The organism is Agromyces sp. S2-1-8 (assembly GCF_021129215.1).
Classification (GTDB): Bacteria; Actinomycetota; Actinomycetes; order Actinomycetales; family Microbacteriaceae; genus Agromyces; species Agromyces chromiiresistens.
The window spans coordinates 3,640,191-3,659,796 of record NZ_JAJOLP010000001.1 but is presented as its reverse complement, the minus strand read 5'-3'; the positions used below and the strand labels follow the sequence as shown (position 1 = coordinate 3,659,796).

Sequence of the window (19,606 nt, the reverse complement as noted above, 5' to 3'; positions counted from 1 at the left end):
CGCGGCGGGGTTCGGGTGACCGCCGGTCGGGACGGGCGGTCAGCCGCCCGCGCGGATCGCCACGATGCCGGCGACGGCGCACAGGCTCGCGACGAGGCGCCACGGCCGGAGCCGTTCGCGGAACACGACGTAGCCGATCGCACTCGCGGCGATCACGCCCGTCTCGCGCAGCGCCGAGACGACCGCCAGCGGGGCCACCGACTGGGCCCAGACGACGATCGTGTACGCGGCGAGCGAGATCACCCCGCCGATCACCCCGAGCATCGCGTGCGTGCGCAACCCCAGCACGAACGCCCGGCGATCGGGGGCGAGGGCGAGGCACACGAGCGGGATCGCCGCGCCCTGCAGCAGGAAGAGCCACGCGGCGTAGCCCAGCGGCTGCCCCGAGGCGCGGACGCCGATGCCGTCGAGCACCGAGTAGACGGTCACGGTCGCGCCGACCGCGATCATGAGCAGCGTGCCGACCCGGTCGCCCGGTGCGCCCCCGCGCGTCCACGACAGCGAGAGCAGCGAGAGCGCGACGACCGCGATGCCGAGCAGCTGCACGGGGGTGAGCCGCTCGCCCAGGAGCGTCGTCGAGGCGAGCGTGATTCCGAGTACCGACAGCCCGCGGGTCAGCGGGTACGCGCGACCGAACTCGCTGCGCGCGTACGCGGCCGTCAGCAGCACCAGGTAGAGCGTCTGCGCGATCGCCGACGCGATGAGGTACGGCACGCTCGCCGCCGCGATCGGCGGCAGCACGAGGCATCCGACGGCCCCCGCGACGAGGTAGACGGCACCGATGAGCGCCGAGGCGACCAGGCGCGCGGGGATGGCCTTGGCGATCGCGTTCCATGTGCCGTGGAGCACCGCGGCGCCGAGCACCGCGGCGAGCACGATCGGGCTCACGAGGTGCCCTGGTCGCCCCCGGGGAGGTCGGCGAAGACCTCGGCGTCGACGGCGGTCACCTCGAGCAGGACGGCCTGTTCGGGGTGCAGCGCCGGCATCGCGACCCCGGCCGAACCGAGGGCCGCGCCGGTGAGCACGAGCCGGCCGGAGTCCCACCAGGCTGGGCGGTCGCCGGCATCGGGCTGCTCACCGAGGCGCACGGGCTCGACACGGTAGTCGCGGTGCGGCGCGAGCCCGGGCAACCGGATCCGGCCCGCGCCCGCCAGCGGCGAGCGCGCCCGGGACGAGTAGGCGTAGAGCGCGCGCGAGCGGTCGTGGGCCACGACCCCCTCGAGTGCGAGCGACGTGTCGGGGTGGTCGAGGCGCACGAGGTCGCCGTCGTGCAACAGCTCCCGGTGGCGGCGGTGCAGCGCGACCCAGTCGGCGAGCTCGGCGAGCTCGGCATCGTCGGCACGTCGCAGGTCGGTCTCGATGCCGAGGTGGCCGAACAGCGCCGTGATCGCGCGGTACGAGAGCGAGTGCGTGCGTCCGGTCGTGTGCGAGCGGGCCGAGGCGATGTGGGTGCCCATGAGCTCGGGCGGCACGAGCTGGGTCGTCCATCGGTTGATGTCGCCGCGGTCGAGCGGATCGTTGTTGTCGGAGATCCAGACCCGGTCGGTGCGCTCGAGTGCGCCGAGGTCGACCCGGCCGCCCCCCGACGAGCACGACTCGATCTCGAGGTGCGGGTACCGCGCCTTCAACTCGTCGACGAGCCGGTAGAACGCGGCCGTCTGCCGGTGCACGCCGGGTCGGCGGCCGGGTCCCGAGCCGGCGTCGACGAGGTCTCGATTGTGGTCCCACTTCAGGTACGAGATGTCGTACTCGTCGAGCAGCGCCACGAGCGCATCGCGGATGTGCGCGTAGCAGCCGGGATGTGCGAGGTCGAGCACCTGCTGGTGGCGCGACTCGACGGGCCATCCGTCGCGGGCCGACATGATCCACTCGGGATGGCTCCGCGCGAGCTCGGAATCGGGGTTCACCATCTCGGGCTCGACCCAGAGGCCGAACTGCATGCCGAGTCCGCGCACCCGGTCGACGAGCGGATGCAGCCCGTCGGGCCAGACCTCGCTCGACACGGTCCAGTCGCCGAGGCCCGCGCGGTCGTTGCGGCGGCCGCCGAACCAGCCGTCGTCGAGCACGAACCGCTCGACGCCGACCGAGGCGGCGAGCTCGGCGAGCTCGGCGAGCACGTCGAAGTCGTGGTCGAAGTAGACCGCCTCCCAGGTGTTGAGCGTCACCGGCCGCGGCGATCTCGGGTGCTGCCGGCGGGCGCGCAGCAGCCGGTGCACGCGGCGCGCGGCTTCGTCGAGCCCGTTGCCGTGCACGCCGTACACCCACGGGCTCGTATAGCGGTCGCCGGGCTCGAGCACGATCTCGCCCGGCAGCAGCAGTTCGCCGCCGCCGAGCAGTTGACGGCCGCCGAGGTCGCGTTCGAGCTGGTGCACGTGGTTGCCCGACCACGCGGTGTGCACGCCCCAGACCTCGCCGCTCGCGAAGCCGAACCCCGGCTCGCCGGCGAAGAGGAGGGTCGCCGCATCGAGGCCGGTTCGGCCGTGGCGTCCCTCGCGACGGTGCAGGCCGACGCCGACCTGCTGCCGCTGCGCTGCGCGCTCGCGGCCCCAGCGGCCCGCGAAGTCGAGCGTCTCTGCGGCGAACGGCGGAACGGGCAGGCAGAGCAGCAGCTCGTCGAGCCGGTAGGGCATCGGCTCGAGGTTCTCGAGCACGGCCCGGCATCGCACGACGCCCGACTCGGTGAGTTCGACGGTGAGCTCGAGGCCGAGCCCGGTCACCCGGTCGGAAGCCTCGAAGACGACCCGACCCGCGCCGCAGCTCACGAGGGTTCGTCCCGAGGCGCGAGCCTCGGCGGGCGACGCGATCCCGGTGTCCGCGAGCACGTCGAGCCGCCTCCCGTCGAGCCGGGCACCGGTCGTGGTGAAGCGAGGCGACCAGGCCGAGCCGTCGCGCGAGCCGCTGATGCCGGGCTGCCCGAGCCAGCCGCGGCTGTGCTCGGGAAGCAGCGAGAGCTGCACCGGCTCGTCGACCTCGCTCGCCGCGACCGAGGCGATTCCGGCGTCGGCGAGGGCGCCGAACCCGACGGCGTCGAGATCGCCGAGGTCGGGCCCCCAATGCACCACCGTGGGCAGTCCGCCCCCGCGCACGTCCAGCGCGAGCGCGACGCCGCCCGAGCGCAGGAGGAGGCCGAAATCTGAGACGACGGTCATGGGAGGGTTCCTCTCGCTGGGCGGTTGTGGATAGTGTTTACGTTGCCATGAAGCAAGGTCCGAATTCTTCCGCCCGAGCCTCGATCAACGACGTCGCGGCGCACGCCGGCGTGTCCGCGCAGACCGTCTCGCGGGTGGCGAACGGGCAGAACAACGTACGGCCGTCGACGCGCGATCGTGTGCTGGCCTCGATGCGCGAGCTCGGCTACCGTCCGAACAGCGCAGCTCGCAATCTCAAGTCGGGCCGCTTCCGCAGCATCGGCTTCGTGACCTTCAACCTGGCCACGCTCGGCAACGAGCGCACGCTCGACGCCGTGACGGTCGCCTCCGAGTCGGCCGGTTACACGACGACCCTGCTCTCGATCGCCGACCCCACCCAGCTCGACGTCGCGGGCGCGTTCGGCCGGCTCGAGGAGCAGGCGGTCGACGGCATCATCCTCGTCATGTCGGCGGAGGTCGGTCCGCTCGACGAGTGGACGATCACCGCCGGGCTCCCGGTCGTGATCGTCGACTCCGACGCCGAACTGCCGTACACGATCGTCGACACCGACCAGGAGCAGGGCGCGAGGCTCGCCCTCGACCATCTGCTCGGCCTCGGCCATCGCCGCATCGTGCACGTCTCCGGCCCGCAGAACTCGTACTCGGCGACCCGCCGCGCCGACGCATATCGTCGTGTGCTCGAGAAGGCCGCACTGCCGGTGCCCGAGGTGCTCGTCGGCGACTGGTCGGCCGCCTCCGGGCTCGCACACGGCCGCGCGCTCATCGAGTCGGGCGAGGTGCCGACCGCGATCTTCGCAGGCAACGACCAGATGGCGCTCGGCGTGCTGCACGCCCTGCACGAGGCGGGGCTGCGCGTGCCCGACGACGTGAGCGTCGTCGGGTTCGACGACAGCGACGAGGCGCTCGCCTTCTGGCCCGCGCTCACGACCGTGCACCAGAACTTCGACGACGTCGGCCGCAAGGCGACCGAGTCGCTGCTCGCGCTCATCGACGGCGGGGCCGTCGAGCGGCAGAAGATCCTGATCCCCACCCGGCTCGTCGTGCGCGACAGCACCGGGCCCGCCCGCGTCACCGCATAGCGGGCGGATGCCTCGTGCCGGCAGTGGGCCGCTGGAGTTCATCAGACCTCGGTCGGTCCGAGGTCGGGCCGGTCGGTGAACCGCGCCGTCGCCGAGACGAGGCCCGACAGTTCGAGCACGATGAGCTCGTTCTCGCCCGCCCGCACGAGCGGCGCGGGCACGTAGAGGGTGCGCTGCGGTCCGCGGCTCCAGTGCCGTCCGAGGTTGAAGCCGTTCACCCAGGCCACCCCGGCGCCCCAGGCCCGCGTATCGAGGTGCAGGTCGCTCGGCGCGTCGAGGTGGAAGGTGCCCGCCGCGAACGCCGGACCGACGACGGGGGCGGACGAGCGGTGGTCGGCGGCGGCGATCGCCGAGCGCACCCGATCGATGCCGAGATCCAGTCCGCCGGCACGCCAGCCCTCGAGCAGCCGCCCGTCGAGCGTCGCCGGCCCGATGAGCCCCTTCGCCTCGCCGAGGCGCGGGCCGTAGTTGACCCCGCCGAGATGCTCGACGAGCAGCGAGAGCCGCCCGGCGCGCGGCACCGCGATGACCCGCTCGCCGTGCTCGCGGTCGATCGTTCCGACCCGGGCGCCGTCGAGGAAGACGTGGGCGCGGTCGCGCACCTCCGAGAACGCGAGGAGACCGCCGTGATCGACGTCGACGGCGTAGTGCGAGAAGCCGCGGGGAGCGCCGAAGGCGGAGGCATCCGGCAGGCCCTCGTAGGTCGCGTCGCAGACGAGGTCCGTGTCGCCGACCGCCGCCCGGCGGTCGAGCGCGATGTCGATGACCGGCGCGTCGGTGCGCTCGGCGGGAGCCTCGTCGGGAACGGGCGCGTACTTCGCGATGACCTCGCGGAAGCGCCAGTACTTCTCGGTCGGGGTGCCGTCTTCGGCGAGCGGGGCGTCGTAGTCGTAGGAGGTCGCGATGGGTCGGTAGATGCCCTTGTCGTTCGCCCCGGAGGTGAACCCGAAGTTGGTGCCGCCGTGGAACATGTAGATGTTGACCGAGGCGCCCGCGGCGAGCATGGTGTCGAGCTCCGCGGCCGAGTCGGCGGCGGGCGTGGTGTGGTGCGGCTCGCCCCAGCTGTCGAACCAGCCGCACCAGAACTCGGAGCACATGAGCGGGCCGGTGGGCTGATGGCGTCGCAGCGTCGCGAGGCGCTCTGACGCGCGCGAGCCGAACGAACCCGTGCGGTGCAGCTCGTCGAGGCCGCCACGGGCGAGCATGCCGTCGAGGGGCTGGTCGACGGTCGTGAGCGGAACGCCGATGCCCGCATCGCGGGTGCGCTCGACGAGCGCCCGCAGGTAGTCGGCGTCGTCGCCGTAGGCCCCGTACTCGTTCTCGATCTGCACGAGCACGACCGGGCCGCCCTCGTGCACCTGGCGGGTGCGGACGACGTCGTAGACCGCGTCGAGGTACTCGCCGACGGCGTCGAGGTACGCGGGATCGCTCGATCGCAGCGTCACGGACGGGTCGGCGGTGAGCCATCCCGGCAGGCCGCCGTCGTGCCACTCGGCGCAGATGTACGGGCCGGGGCGCACGATCGCGAACAGGCCGGCCTCGTGCACGAGGTCGAGGAAGCGTGCGAGGTCGAGGCCGCCGGAGGTTCGGAAGGCGCCCCGCTCGGGGGAGTGCTCGTTCCACGGCACGTAGGTCTCGATGGTGTTGAGGCCCATCATCCGAGCCTTCCGAATCCGGTCGGCCCACTGGTCGGGGTGCACGCGGAAGTAGTGCATCGCGCCGGAGATCACCTGGAACGGTGCTCCGTCGAGCAGGAAGTCGGTCTCGCCGATCGTGAAGGAAGGCATCGGGGCTCTCTCGGAGGTGCTGGCTCGGGCGAAACGCTCGGAGCGGTTGTGGGGAGGCATGCCGCGGGGGATCTGCGCGAGCAGATCCCCCGCGGTTCGGTGCGGCTACTCGTTGACGGTGAAGCCCTGCGAGTTGCCGTACTCGACGAGGGTGTCCTGCCACTCGAGCAGGGCGGCGTTCAGGTCGCTCTCCGAGGCGAGCGCCTTGCCGACCGAGTCGCCGAACACGCTGTTCGCGTAACCCTGGTAGGGCAGGTACTGCCAGCCGGGGATGACGGACTCGGCCGCGGCGGCGCCGACCTCGTTCGCGGTCTGGTCGCCGTAGACCTCCGGCCAGGTGCGGCCGAGCCACTCGGGGTCGCTCATGGTCGCGGTCGTCGACGGGAAGCCGCCCTGGTTGACGAGGTCGCGGCCCTCGCCGGTGGCGAGCCACTGCAGCACGGCGGCGGCCGCCGCCTTGTGCTTCGACTGCTCGGTGACGGCGATCGCGCTGCCGCCGTTCTCGGCCGAGGCGGGCTGACCGTCGGCCGACGGCATCGGCGCGACCTTCCAGGTGTCGCCGGCATCGGTCGGGCCGCCGATCTCCCAGGCCCCCATCATGAGCGTGCCGAGCTTGCCGGCCGCGAGCGCCCGGTTCCACTCGTCCGACCAGGTCGGGACCTGCGACAGCTCGCCCTTCTCCAGCATGCCGCCCCAGAAGTCGGCGAACTGCTTCGAGCCCTCGTCCTGGAGGTCGATCGTCACGTTCTCGCCGTCGGTCTTGAACGGCTGGCCGCCGAACGACCAGATCATGCTCGTGAAGAAGCCGGCGTCGCCCGCGTTGGCGATGTACGCCTCGGGGTCGTAGGCGTGGATCTTCGCGGACGCCGCCGCGAACTCGTCCCACGTCTTCGGGGCCTCGGCCACGCCCGCCTTCTGGTAGAGATCGGTGTTGTAGATCATGACCATGGGGCCCGAGTCGAGCGGCAGGCCGACGAGCTCGCCCTGCACGTTGACGGCGTTCCACGTCGATGCGGTGAACTCGTCCTCGTTGTCGGCGAGGCCGTAGGGCGTCAGGTCGGCGAGGGCGTCGCCGAGCGTCAGCTGGGGCAGCGTCTGGTACTCGACGGGGATGATGTCGGGGGCCCCGGAGCCGGCCTTCACGGCGTTCTGCAGCTTGGTCACCGCGGCGTCGGGGTTGTCGACCTTGACGACCTCGATCGTGATCTTCGGGTGCTCCTTCATGAACGCGTCGGCCCAGGCCTGGGTGGTGTCGCCCCAGGTCCACCAGGTGAGCGTGGTCTCGGTGTCGAGGGCGGCCTCGATGTCGGTGCTCTCATCGCCCGACGCGCCGGCGGCGCAGCCGGAGAGCGCGCCGACGAGGAGTGCGCCGGTGCCGGCGACGACGCCGGCGCGCTTCCACAGGCGCTTGGTGGTGTTCTTCACGTGCGGTCCCTTTCTCGGGTGCTGTATCTGAGGTGTTTGCAGGTGTCTTGCGGGTGGTGCGGGTGGTGCGGGCCGACAGGGGCGGCTATTTCACGCTCCCCGCGGTGAGCCCCGACTGCCAGTAGCGCTGCAGGTAGAGGAAGGCCGCGGAGATCGGAATCACGGTGAGCAACGATCCGGTGATCACCAGGTTCGGGATGGGCAGGGTGCCGACGGCGGTCGACTTCGAGGCCCATTGGTTGAGGCCGACCGTGAGCGGGTACCACTCGGGGTCGCTCAGCATGATCAGCGGGAGGAAGTAGTTGTTCCACGTCGCGACGACGGCGAACATGAGCACGGTGATCAGGGCGGGAGCCAACTGCCGCAGCGAGATCGAGAAGAAGATGCGCAGTTCGCCCGCGCCGTCGAGGCGCGCCGCCTCGAGGAGTTCGTCGGGGATCGCCTCGGCGGCGTACACCCACACCAGGTAGAGCCCGAAGGCGCTCACGAGCGACGGGATGATGACCGACCAGGGAGTGTTCGTGAGGCCCATTCCGCTGAACATGAGGAACTGCGGGACCGCGAGCACGGAGCCGGGGATGGCGAGCGCGCCCAGGATGATGGCGAACACCGCGCGGCGTCCGGGGAAGCGGTACTTCGCGAGCCCGTACCCCGCGAGGGTGGCGAGCAGGGTGGCGCCGCCCGCGCCGACGACGACGTAGAGCAGGGTGTTCGCGAACCAGCGGGTGAACTCGCCGTCGTTGTACGTGAACACCTCGACGATGTTGTCGAAGAGGGCGAAGTCGGGTGCGAACCAGAGCGCGAAGGTGTCGTAGAGGTCGGATCGGCTCTTGGTCGCGTTGATCACGAGCCACACGAGCGGCACGACGCAGTACAGCAGCATGAGCATCATGAGGATCGTCAGCGTGATCGAGGCCCGGCGGTTGCGCGGACCGCGGCGCTGCGCAGGGCGGCTCGCGAAGGGCACCCGCCCGCTCGCGAGACGGCTCGGCCGACGGCCGGCGGTGGTGATCGATTCGGTGGCCATCAGCGCTTCTCCTGCTTGTTGCCCGTCGACTGCGCGAAGTACGCGACGACCATCGTGATGAGGCCCGAGACGATCGCGATCGCCGCGGCGTAGTTGAACTGCGAGCCGGCGAACGACAGGTTGAACGCGTACAGGTTCGGGGTGAAGTAGCTCGTGATGACGTTCGGGGCGATCGACTGCAGGACGGCCGGCTCGTTGAAGAGCTGGAAGCTGCCGATGATCGAGAAGATCGTCGCCACGAGGATCGCTCCGCGGATCGACGGGAGCTTGATGGCGAAGATCGTGCGGAACGCGCCCGCACCGTCGATCTCGGCCGCCTCGTAGAGCTCCTGCGGCACGGCCTTCAAGGCCGAGAAGAAGATCAGCATGTTGTAGCCGACGAACTCCCAGGTCACGATGTTGGCGATCGCGGGCATGATGTAGCTGTCGGAGAGGGGGGCCGGGATGGTCGTGCCGAGCCAGTGGTTGAGGTCGGCGACGAGCCCGAACTGGGAGCCGTACATGTAGCCCCAGATCATGACGGCGACGACGCCGGGCACCGCGTACGGCAGGAAGATGCTGAGTCGGTACAGCGGCACGAACCGCAGGCGCGCGCTGTCGAGCGCGAGCGCCACGAAGAGGGCGAGCCCGAGCATGATCGGCACCTGGACGCAGAGGAAGACCGTGACCCGGATCGTCGCGTCCCAGAACTTGGGGTCGGTCAGGGCGAGGGCGTAGTTCTCGAGCCCGACGAAGTGGGTGCCGCCGACCAGGGTCTCGCGGAAGAGGCTGAGGAAGATCGCGTAGGCGAGCGGCGCGATGAGCACGAGCGCGAAGACGAGCATGAACGGTCCGACGAACCACCAGCCCGCCCAGTCGCGGCGCACCCTGCGGCGACCGGTTCGACCCGTCGCGGCATCGGGTGCGACCCGGCTCGCGTACGTCGCGGCGGAGACGCCGGATGGGGGATCGGCCTGCACGTGCGCCGTGGTCATCTGCGGCCTGCTCTCGCACCTCGGGCGGGTGACGTCTTCGTCATGCGCGGTCGCACTCCTTCGTGAATGTTTGCGTTCCCAGTGGAGTATACGTCAGGATCATGTTTGCGCAAACACCAGTTATGCAAGACTGTCGGCGAAGGAGCCAGCACCGCATGATCAGCACCATTCACGTCGTCTTCAAGACGCACCTCGACATCGGCTTCACGGCGCTCGCCAGTGACATCGCCGACCGGTACCTGCACTCGTACCTGCCGAGGGCGATCGACCTCTCCGAGGAGCTCGAGCGGCGCGGCGGCCCTGCGCGGTTCACCTGGACGACCGGCTCGTGGCTCATCCACGAGTCCCTCCGATCCAGCGCTCCGGCCGAGCGGGCGCGGCTCGAGGAGGCGATCCGGAAGCGCCGCATCCACTGGCACGGCCTCCCCCTGACGACGCACACCGAGGTGATGGACCGAGCCCTCGTCGACTACGGCATCTCGATCGCGAAGCGCCTCGACGAACGGTTCGAACGTCGTACGCTCGCCGCGAAGATGACCGACGTGCCCGGCCACACCGTCGGCCTCGTCCCCGCGCTCGCAGCGGCCGGGCTCGACTACCTGCACCTCGGGGTGAACGGCGCCTCGGCGGTTCCCGAGGTCCCCGAGTTCTTCCGCTGGGTCGCACCCGACGGCAGCGAGGTCGTCGTGAACTACGCCGGCAGCTACGGAGCGACCGACCTCGGGCTCGCCGTCGTGCCCGGCGGCACCGACGCCCTGCACCTCGCGTTCACGGGCGACAACTTCGGCCCACCCTCGGCCGACGAGGTCGAGGTGCTCTTCGCGCAGCTCGCGGAGGCGCACCCGGATGCGCGCATCGTGGCCTCGGGCCTCGACGACTTCGCACGAGCCGTACTCGCCGTGCGCGACGAGCTGCCCGTCGTCGACGACGAGATCGGCGACACCTGGATCCACGGGGTCGGGGCCGACCCGCTGCTGACCGCGGGCCTGCGCGGCCTGCTCGGGCTGCGAGCCGAGTGGATCGCGAACGGCGACCTCGTCGAGGGCGATGACGAGTGCGACCGGTTCAGCGAGGCGCTGCTGCTCATCGCCGAGCACACCTGGGGCGAGGACCTGAAGACCTTCCTGCCCGACTACGCGAACTACACGAAGGACGACTTCGCGGCGGCCCGTTCGCGCGACGAGATCGACCTCGCCGCCAACCCCCCGGAGGCGGCGCGGTTCGAGTGGGCCGCGGAGCACGCCGGGGCGCAGGGCCTGCGCTACTCGGGCTTCGAAGCCTCGTGGGCGGAGCAGCGCGGCTACCTCGACCGTGCGGTCGATGCCCTCGCACCCGAACGCGGTGCGGCGGCGCGCGCGGCGATCGCCGGCCTCACGCCGACGTCGGCGGGCGAGACGCGGGGCACATCGAGCAGCGACGCCCGGCGCACACCCGTCGAGCGCGGCGACGACCTCGCGCTCGGCGGGTTCACGGTGCGGTTCGGCGACGACGGCTCGATCGTCTCGCTCGTCGACGAAGCGGGCCGGCAGTGGGCAGGTCCCGAGCATCGACTCGGTGCGTACCGCCATCAGACCTTCGACGAGCGCGACGAGGCGCGCTGGGTGGACGAGTACTGCCGCGACCTCGACGAGACCGGCTTCTGGGCGATCCCCGACCAGTCGAAGCCGGGGCTCTCGATCGCCGAACGCCAGCCGGCGCAGGTGTCCGCACCGGTGGTCGAGTCAGCGGGCCGCATCACCGAGGCCGATGCCGACCGCGTCGAATTCGAACTCGTCATGCCCGAGCGGGCCGCCGCGCTCTGGGGTGCGCCCCGCCGTCTGCGGTTGCGCTATCGATTCCCGCACGCCGACGCCCCGATCGGCATCGAGCTCGACGTGCTCGACCGCGAGGCGTCGCGGCTTCCCGAGGCGAGCTGGTTCGGCTTCCGCCCGAGGGTCGACGGCGACTGGCGTCTCGACAAGCTCGGCGTGCCGGTCGACCCCCGACGAGTCGTCTCGCGCGGCAACCGCAGCCTGCACGCGGTTTCCGCGATCGAATGCCGAGGTTCGCAGCACTTCCGCCTGCGCACGATCGACGCCCCGCTCGTCGCGGTCGGTGAGCCGCGCCTGCTCCGGTTCGACGATCTCGTGGCCGAGCCGGCGGACGGCCTGCACGTCAACCTGCACAACAACGTCTGGGGCACGAACTTCCGGATGTGGTTCGACGACGACCTCAGCTACCGCTTCGAACTGGAGCTCGGCAGGTGAGCGACGAGCTCGTGACGAGCCCGCCCGTCGTGATGGCGCCGCGCGCCGACGGGTTCGAGGTCGTCTGGGGTGTGAGCCGGCTCAGCCGGGGATGGCTCGAGTGGGAGGGGGCCGACGGCACGCGCGGCACCGCGACCGCCGACGCCTTCGGCATGGTGCCCCAGGGCGACCGGGTGCTGCGTGTCCGCACCGCGGGGTGGCCCGCCGGCACCGCCCTGCGCGTGCGCTCGGTCACCGAGTCGGTCGAGGCGCCGGCGGAGCGGCACGAGAGCGGGTGGAAGCCCGTGCGCACCCTCGACGCGGCATCCGATCGCGCGCGCTTCGCCGTGTGGAACGACACCCATCAGCAGGACGACACCCTGCGGGCGCTGCACGAGGCGACCCCCGAAGTCGACGTGCTCGTCTGGAACGGCGACCTCTGCAACGACTGGAAGGACCCGTCGTGGTTCACCTCGACGGTGCTGAACCCGGCGGGCCTCGACGTCAGTGCGGGGCGCCCCCTCGCGATCGTGGTGGGCAACCACGACGTGCGCGGCACCTGGGCGTACCAGCTCGAGGACTTCGTGGCGACGCCCGAGGGGCGGCCGTTCACCGCGTTCCGCATCGGGCCGGTCGCGTGCGTCGTGCTCCACACCGGCGAGGACAAGCCCGACGCCCACCCGACGTTCGAGGGGCGCGTCGCCTTCGAGCCGCTGCGCGCCGAGCAGGCCGAGTGGCTGCGCGAGGTGACCGCGCGCCCCGAGTTCCGGGACGCCCCGTACCGCGTCGTGTTCTGCCACATCCCGCTGCGCTGGATCGACGAGGCGGTCGTCGACTACGACGACGAGGGCTACGACTGGTTCAGCCGGATGAGCCGCGATGCCTGGCACGACGCGCTCGTCGAGTGGGGCGCCCAGGTCATCGTGTCGGGGCATACCCACTACCAGACGTGGATGCCGGCGACCGAGGACTTCCCGTACGCGCAGCTCATCGGCGGCGGGCCTGACTTCGACGTGACGAGCGAGGAGGCGGCCGCCTGGATCGACGGCGAGGCGAGCGCCGAGGAGCTCGTGCTCACGATGCGCGACCTCGCGGGCACGGTGCTGCAGGAGGTGCGGCTCGCGCCGCTCACCTGACCTCTCACGCCCGAACGAGCAGGGGCCGGGTCGCGATCGCGACCCGGCCCCTTTCGTCGTTCCTAGCCGAGCGTCCCGACGAACAACTCGTTCAGCCGCAGTCCCGAGCCCGAGGTCCATTGCAGCTTGAACTCGGAGATCTCCCCGAACCTGCTCAGATCGACATTGACATAACCGCCGGTCAGTGTCCCCGCATCGATCCACTCCTGACCGTCAGCCGGCTTGACCTTTAGGTCGACCTCCGATTCTTCGTCCTTGACCAGGATGAGGTTGGTCGCGTCGGGCGTGTTGACGTTGCTGTACGTCAATGCGCCGGCCGTGTCGCCCACGTCGACGGAGGTGAAGAGGTCGAGATCGAGCAGCCTCTCGAGGCCGCCCGGATCACCGGTGAGCACCGTGGTGTCTTCGTCGACAGTCGAATTGACCGCGACGTCCAGCACCTTGAGCCAGTTGCTCTGCACGCCGTCCGTCAGCTTCACGTAGCGAGCCGACTCGCCGCCGAGCTTCACGACGTTGTCGGCCCCGGCCTTGGCGAACGTGACCGGATCACGCCAGTTCGTCCCGTCAGAACTCAACTCGATGCGGCCCGAAGACACGAGGTCCTTCTCCGATCTGATCCACAGGTCGTAGACCGGGATTTCGCGTCCCAGATCGAAGACGAAGTGCCGGTCACCGCCCGCCCCTCGGAGCCAGAAGGACGTGACCGGGTCGCCGTCGACGATGTTCTCGACCTTTCCGGAGTAGACGCTCACGTTGTGCGCGCTCGCCGTGGGGCGGATGGAGCCGCCGAGTGCAACGGAGAGCTCCTGTAGCGCGATGTCCTGCGCGACCGTCGACGTGTTCACCACGCGAATGTACGTCGCTGCGTTGATGCGCGGATCCGACCAGTTCATCGCGGTCCATGCACGTCCGTCGGTCGAGAACTCGGCGCTCAGGAACCTCAGGTCATCGTCGATCCTCAGCGAATGCGCGTTCTTGAGCTTGTTGAAGCGGAAGCCGAAGTACTCTCCCGGCTCCACGGTGAGATCGCCGGAGCCTCGCAGCGCGACGGTCGATCCTTCGAAGGAGAGGGCACGACCCTGCAGACCGGCCACGTTCGTGAAGACCTCGGCAGGGTCTTCCACGTTCACGCGGAACTCCTTGACCGACAACCCGCGATTGGGCGAGCCGGTGACCTCATCCGTGAACTCGTCGGTGGCGCGGTAGCGCAGGAACTGTGCTTCGACGTCGAGTTGCCGAGCGGAGACCGAACTGCTGTCGAAACCGGCCACTTCGAACCAGGTGGCGTTGTCGATCGATGCCTCGAGCACGCCCTGCTTGTAGTAGTTCTTGGCGTCCATGCTGATGAGCACGTTGTCGATGCGCGTCGTTCTGCCGAGATTCACACCGAAGTACGCTCCACGGGACACGAATGCGCCCGATCCGGCCGCTGTGGACAGGTCGCCGTCCAGCATCTTCGGGTAGTCCAAGGTCGTGCTTCCGAAGCCATGCATCTTGGGCGGCAGCGAGAGCGCGTTCATGAGTCGAATCTCGACGAGCGAGAGGATCTCCTCGATGAAGGGAACGAGCTCCTTCTGCGCAATCACCTTCGGCGAAGACGAGACTGCGGCCTTGAGGCCGGCTCGCTGGTCCGAGATGAGGGTCATCGCAGCTCGGATCGACGCCGGATCATCCGGAGTGAGGTCGTCCAGGTCGAGGATTCCCTGAACCGTGGCCCTGCTCACTTGCGCGATCCGTTTGAGCTCGTCGAGCCAAGGCCCCACTTCTCCGGAGATGCCGTTCGATCCGTCGTACGCCTCGAGCGTGTCGATCGCGCTACTGATCTCGTCGAAGGATCGGATCAGGGTCGCGCCTGATTCGTCGACCTCACCGTCGGCAGCGAGCAGTTGTTTGAAGGAGGCCAGCTCCGGCAGCAGATAGGCGGACTCCGGGGTGTCGAACGGATTCAGGCCGGCTGAGGCATGGGCCGAGAAGATCCGCAACGCCCGGGCCGCCGTCGCATCGTCCGGGATGATGCGGGCGAACGAGGCCTGCCAACTCAGGTCTGCATTGTAATCGTCGGTGTTCCACGTGTAGTCCGCGACGCTGAAGAGGGAGACCTTCGATGCCTGGGCCTGATTCATCGGGTTCGCGGCGAAGCCGGAGACGTTCTCCACGCCCGCGTGCAGGCCCTTCGACGGTCCCATATGGACATATCCGGCGCGCCCGAGATCGTTGACCGGGTAGTTCCACCACATGTAGACGGGCCGGTCGATGTATTGCGTCACCCAGTCGATGGCGCTCTGCGAGACCGGCGACACCACGTTGTCGCCGGTCCACATGATCTCCACATCCTTCGGGAAACGGCTGATGCTCTTCAGGTAGTTGATCGTCGCTGGACTGCCGCCGTCTTTTCGGTAGTACTGCGGGCAGAAGATGATGGGGCGGACGTCGCCCTTGGGCTTGATGTACTCGCGATCGATGCGGGTGATGAAGTTCACCAACTGATCGTTGTTCGTCGCGGCGTCATCGAAGAAGATCGCGAACTGTCGGACTCCGATTTCGTAGAGCTGATCGAACTTGTCCTCGAGGGCTCGGACATCCGCATCGGAGCCGAGGTCGATCTTGCCGCCGACGTGTGCCGCCCAGACGAACTGCACGTTGGTTTCACGTCCCGTGTCGACCAACTCCTTCAGTTCAGCAAGCTTCTCGGCGGGATACGGCTCTCGCCAGCGGGCGGCGTGGTAGGGATCATTCTTCGGTCCGTAGAGGTAGGAGTTCATCTTGTGATCGCCACCGAAGACCATGAGGTCCTTCCGATTCTCGTGCGACCAGGGGGTTCCATAGAAGCCCTCGATGAATCCCCGGAACTTGACGTCCGCGTAGTCCTCGATCAGTGTGTCGCGGAGGACCACGCCCGCCTGGCTGAGGATCTGATCGAGGGTGGTCACGCCGTAGAACGCAGCGTCGTTGTCCCTGCCCTCGATGGCGACGACCCGATCGGCGGCATTGATCTCGAGTACGTAGCCGTCGTCATTGGCAATTGAACGAGCCGGGTCGTACGTCCCGTCGAGGTAGGCGTCATCGGCGCCCTCGTCGTCGTCGATACCCACCAGAACGTCGATGTCGCGCCGCGATGAGTCCGGGCTCGCCGTCGTCACCGCGAAGCCACGCGTCTCGAACAGTGCCTCCGCTTTGGCGGCGGTGTTGGGGCCGACGCCATCGTCGACGACGAGATTGATCGTCGTCTGTTCCGGAATCGCCATGCTTCTCGGCCCAGAGGTGCAGCTGTGGACCTTGGGATACAGGTCGTACTTGCACGGCCGCGTTGCGGACGGCTCCGCGTTCGCAACCCAGGGGGAAAGCAATGACAGCGTCAACGCTGACATCAGCACCGTTCCGAGCATCATTTTGCGGCCTGCTATCGGGCGCATCATCCAGCCTCCTCGACCCAGGGTGTGGGTCGGTGTTGCCTCTGATCCGTCGCGGTGACTCGTCACCGGCGACGAATCCGAGGAGTGTGAAAGTTGTGAACGCGTCGCCGCTGGAGGGCTTCGCGCTGGTGACTTTGTTGACTTAGTAAACTAAGTTGGAGTCGAACCTAGGCGATCGCGAAGTCTCGCGTCAAGCGTCGGCGGCCGATTCGCTCTCGATGCCGGGAACGGCCCGCTGGTCTCACCGGGCACGCGTGGACGCCGGCCGAGCAGCCGGGGCGGAATGAAGGGGCCGGGTCGCGATCGCGACCCGGCCCCGTTCGTCGTCCGCCGATCAGGTCAGCGGCTTGCAGAGCAGCGCGTCGGGCACGCCGCCGTGGTTCCAGTTGTAGGTGAAGGCAACGCCCGCGATGTACTCGGTGTCCTTGCACTGGCCCTTGTAGTTGCCGGGCGCCCAGTCGCTGGCGGTTGAGCCGCCGCCCGCCGGGCGGTTGTCGCCCTGGTCGAACCAGATCAGGCGGCCCTGGCTCGCCGGCAGCGCCGTGGTGCTCGTCGCGCAGGCGAGCTTCCACATCGCGGCCTTCGTACCGGTGCCGGTGCCGAGGCTGTAGCCGACGGCGACCTCGCCCGGGTTGCACTGCAGCTTGCTGTACCCCGGGGCCCAGTCGTTCGTGATGTTGCCCTCGCCGCTCTGCACGCGCGGGTTCGAAGTGGCGATGCCGCCGATGTCGGTGCAGAGGCCCCGGTTGGTGCTCCGCGCGATGCCCTGCAGGCGCTGGCTGTCGGGGCAGGTGCCCTTCCACTGGCCCGGCGACCAGTCGCCCGCCTGCAGCATGCGCAGCGACGACTGACTGTCGACGAAGCTGCCGCTGCCGATCATGTTCCAGCGCGGCGCGGAGGCCACGGGGCCGGTCTTGCCGTTCGCGTTCACGAGCTTCACCCACTGCGGGTATCGCCAGTCGTCGGCGATGCTGAGCTTCGTGCCGTCGGGCTTGTAGGCGAGCAGCGAGTAGCCGTCGGCGAAGTTCCCGGCGGCATCGGCCTGCGTCACGAGCGGCCACGCCGCGAAGTCGCTGTCGTTCGCGATCAGGATGTCGGTGAAGTTCACCCACCAGGCCTTGTCGAGCGCGCCGGTGTCGGCGGCGTGGCCGATGCCGAACTCGCTGAACCACACGGGGGCGGTGTAATGCTGGCCCGCCGTATTGACGTACGCGGCGGCCCGGTTCACCTCGGCCACGAGCTCGCTCTGGGTGAGGTCGCGGTAGCGGGGGTCGTGGGTCTCGCCGAGCCCCGTCGCACCCGTGTGCTTCGGCCCCGTGTAGGCGTAGATGTGCGCCGCGTAGACGAGCTTGTCGGGGTAGGGGAGCGCGTTCGAGAGGTTCGCGACGGGCTTGAGGTGCGGCCGGTCGTGGAAGAAGCCGTCGAGCGGGATGCCCTGCCAGTTGATGCCCTCCATGATGACGAGCACGTCGGGGTTCGCCTGCTGGATGGCGACGCCGGCCTTCTGGAACGCCTGGTAGAGATCGTTGCCGTCGCCCATGCCCCAGTTCGGGTCGTTCCAGACGTCGCGGCGGACCTCGTTGCGGAGGTCCATGCCCACGACGCGGGGGTTGTCCTCGTAGCGCTCGGTCAGCATCACCCAGTCGCTGATCCACTTCTCCGTGGTCTGGCTGCTGTACCACTTCGAGTTGCCGTCGTCGGCGCCGCAGCACCAGCGCGACGTCGTGGTGTGGTTGTTGAGGATCACCGCGAAGCCGTCGGCCGTGAGGGCGTCGACCACCGCGTCGAAGACCTGCAGCGGGGTCTTGCCCTTCAGCGAGGGGTTCGCCGCCACGGCGACGTCGGGCACTGGGGTGGTCATTCCGAGCATCTCGTTCGAGTACGACAGCCGGATGCTGTTGAGCCCGAGTCCGTGGAAGTCGCTCATCAGCGTCGCCATCGGCACGCGGTCGAGCCCCATGGGGATGTCGTAGCTCATGCCGCTGTTGTGGTTGGCCGGGTCGTTCTTGTCACCGCTGCCGTTCCAATGGCCCTGTGCGCCGTCCCAGTTGGCGGACTCGAGCTTGAATCGGTCGCCGTCGGCGTCGACGATGTACCGGCCCCTCGTGCTCAGCGGCGGCGTCCACGACGCCGCGAGCTGCGGCCCGGTGACCTGTGCGATCGGCGTCGACTCGGTCGCCGCATGCGCGGGGACGATGGCCGAGACGGCGAGCGCCGCGGTGACCGCGGCCACTGCGAGTGTCGCGATGCGACGATGCATTCGAACCTCCCTGTTCGTTTCTCCGCGTCGTCACGCTGTCGGGCTGCACTCGCGGCGACGCCTGGCGGTCGCAATGCTATGGGGGTGCCAGCCGCAATGTCAACGTAAACATGTTTGCGTTGCCAGAGCACGTCGGCGCACATCGGTCAGGATTCGAGAAGCGTCGGGGCGGGCCTCGCTCGTAGCGTGATCGACATGTCAACCATCGAATCCATTACCCTCGACGTCGACGACCCCACCGCCGCCGACCGCTTCTACACCGACGCCCTCGGCCTCGACGGACGGGTGCGCACACGGCTCGCCACTGAGCCGTCGACGGGCTTCCGCGGCTACACGCTGTCGCTCGTCGTCGCGCAGCCCGGCAACGTGCAGGCCCTCTTCGACGCCGCCGTCGCCGCCGGCGCCACGGTGCTGAAGCCCGTCGCCAAGTCGCTCTGGGGCGTCGGCGCATCGGTGCAGGCGCCCGACGGCGCGATCTGGAAGTTCGCGACCTCGGCGAAGAAGGACACGGTTCCCGTCGGCCGCGACTTCGATCGGCTCGTCCTGCTGCTCGGCGTCGACGACGTCCCGGCGAGCAAGCGCTTCTACGCCGAGCACGGCTTCGCCGTCGGCAAGAGCTTCGGCAGCTACGTCGACTTCGACACGCCCCGCAGCCCGATCGGCCTCGGCCTCTACAAGCGCCGCGCGCTCGCGAAGGACGCGGGCGTGCCCGAGGAGGGCTCTGGCTCGCACCGCCTCGTGATCGCGAGCGGCGACGGCGCGTACACCGACCCCGACGGCTTCGCCTGGGCGCCGGTCACGGCCCCCGCCGACGCGTGAGTCGTCGCGGTGCGGCTCAGGGCGTTCCGACCCTGAGTCGCACGTCGACGACGTCGCCCACCTCGAGCGACTCGGCGCTGCGCACCCACGCCTTCACGGGCACGATGTAGCCGCCGTCCTTCGGCCACAGCGCGGTCGGCCACTCGCTGTCGCCGATGCGCACGGTCGCCGGCACCATGCCCCAGCCGTAGCTCACGAACGGCGCGATCGCCGCGAGGTCGTCGCACGCTGCGTCGGGCACCGTCACGAAGTGCCACGGGGCGGGACCGCGCCAGAACCACAGCGCACCGCTGAAGTCGAGCTCCATCGGCT

Annotated in this window: 13 protein-coding genes; 4 read left to right on the top strand and 9 right to left on the bottom strand. The window is 69.4% G+C overall.

The window, feature by feature from the left end:
• Positions 1-39: 39 nt before the first annotated feature.
• Positions 40-888 (bottom strand): DMT family transporter, encoded by an 849-nt coding sequence (locus LR269_RS19050; protein ID WP_231431868.1) that lies wholly within the window; start codon positions 886-888, stop codon positions 40-42.
• Entirely contained in the window at positions 885-3,149 is a 2,265-nt protein-coding gene (locus LR269_RS16625) for an alpha-galactosidase (RefSeq protein WP_231431867.1), read from the bottom strand. The genes LR269_RS19050 and LR269_RS16625 overlap by 4 nt, the downstream gene beginning before the upstream one ends.
• A gap of 47 nt (positions 3,150-3,196) precedes the next feature.
• Here LR269_RS16625 and LR269_RS16620 point away from each other — a divergent pair, with 47 nt between their 5' ends.
• Positions 3,197-4,228, top strand: a complete 1,032-nt coding sequence (locus tag LR269_RS16620; protein WP_231431866.1) for a LacI family DNA-binding transcriptional regulator — start codon at positions 3,197-3,199, stop codon at positions 4,226-4,228.
• A 41-nt stretch (positions 4,229-4,269) separates the two neighbouring features.
• Here LR269_RS16620 and LR269_RS16615 read toward each other — a convergent pair whose 3' ends face one another.
• From LR269_RS16615 to LR269_RS16600, 4 genes are all read right to left on the bottom strand, one after another.
• Positions 4,270-6,015 carry a beta-galactosidase family protein gene (locus tag LR269_RS16615; RefSeq protein WP_231431865.1) on the bottom strand — a complete coding sequence of 582 codons (1,746 nt, stop codon included), beginning with the start codon at positions 6,013-6,015 and terminating at the stop codon, positions 4,270-4,272.
• Between the two features lie 105 nt (positions 6,016-6,120).
• Entirely contained in the window at positions 6,121-7,440 is a 1,320-nt protein-coding gene (locus LR269_RS16610; RefSeq protein ID WP_231431864.1) for a sugar ABC transporter substrate-binding protein, read from the bottom strand.
• Between the two features lie 85 nt (positions 7,441-7,525).
• Positions 7,526-8,467 (bottom strand): carbohydrate ABC transporter permease, encoded by a 942-nt coding sequence (locus tag LR269_RS16605; protein ID WP_374201146.1) that lies wholly within the window; start codon positions 8,465-8,467, stop codon positions 7,526-7,528.
• A complete protein-coding gene (locus tag LR269_RS16600; RefSeq protein WP_231431863.1) occupies positions 8,467-9,441 on the bottom strand; it encodes a carbohydrate ABC transporter permease in 975 nt (324 codons plus the stop codon). Before LR269_RS16600 ends, LR269_RS16605 begins: the two co-directional genes overlap by 1 nt.
• 155 nt (positions 9,442-9,596) lie before the next feature.
• Here LR269_RS16600 and LR269_RS16595 point away from each other — a divergent pair, with 155 nt between their 5' ends.
• Together LR269_RS16595 and LR269_RS16590 are read left to right on the top strand one after the other, a co-directional pair.
• Positions 9,597-11,687, top strand: a complete 2,091-nt coding sequence (locus LR269_RS16595; protein ID WP_231431862.1) for a DUF5054 domain-containing protein — start codon at positions 9,597-9,599, stop codon at positions 11,685-11,687.
• Entirely contained in the window at positions 11,684-12,802 is a 1,119-nt protein-coding gene (locus tag LR269_RS16590; RefSeq protein WP_231431861.1) for a metallophosphoesterase, read from the top strand. Before LR269_RS16595 ends, LR269_RS16590 begins: the two co-directional genes overlap by 4 nt.
• A gap of 62 nt (positions 12,803-12,864) precedes the next feature.
• On the opposite strand, the gene LR269_RS16585 is transcribed toward LR269_RS16590, so the two are convergent.
• Positions 12,865-16,218: a beta-N-acetylglucosaminidase domain-containing protein gene (locus LR269_RS16585; protein WP_231431860.1), complete on the bottom strand. Its 3,354-nt coding sequence runs from the start codon at positions 16,216-16,218 to the stop codon at positions 12,865-12,867.
• 331 nt (positions 16,219-16,549) lie between these two features.
• Positions 16,550-18,475 carry a glycoside hydrolase family 5 protein gene (locus tag LR269_RS16580; protein ID WP_231431859.1) on the bottom strand — a complete coding sequence of 642 codons (1,926 nt, stop codon included), beginning with the start codon at positions 18,473-18,475 and terminating at the stop codon, positions 16,550-16,552.
• 195 nt (positions 18,476-18,670) lie between these two features.
• On the opposite strand from LR269_RS16580, the gene LR269_RS16575 reads away from it, so the two are divergent.
• Entirely contained in the window at positions 18,671-19,294 is a 624-nt protein-coding gene (locus LR269_RS16575; RefSeq protein ID WP_231431858.1) for a glyoxalase, read from the top strand.
• A gap of 16 nt (positions 19,295-19,310) precedes the next feature.
• Here LR269_RS16575 and LR269_RS16570 read toward each other — a convergent pair whose 3' ends face one another.
• Positions 19,311-19,601 (bottom strand): DUF1905 domain-containing protein, encoded by a 291-nt coding sequence (locus LR269_RS16570; RefSeq protein ID WP_231431857.1) that lies wholly within the window; start codon positions 19,599-19,601, stop codon positions 19,311-19,313.
• Positions 19,602-19,606: the final 5 nt, after the last annotated feature.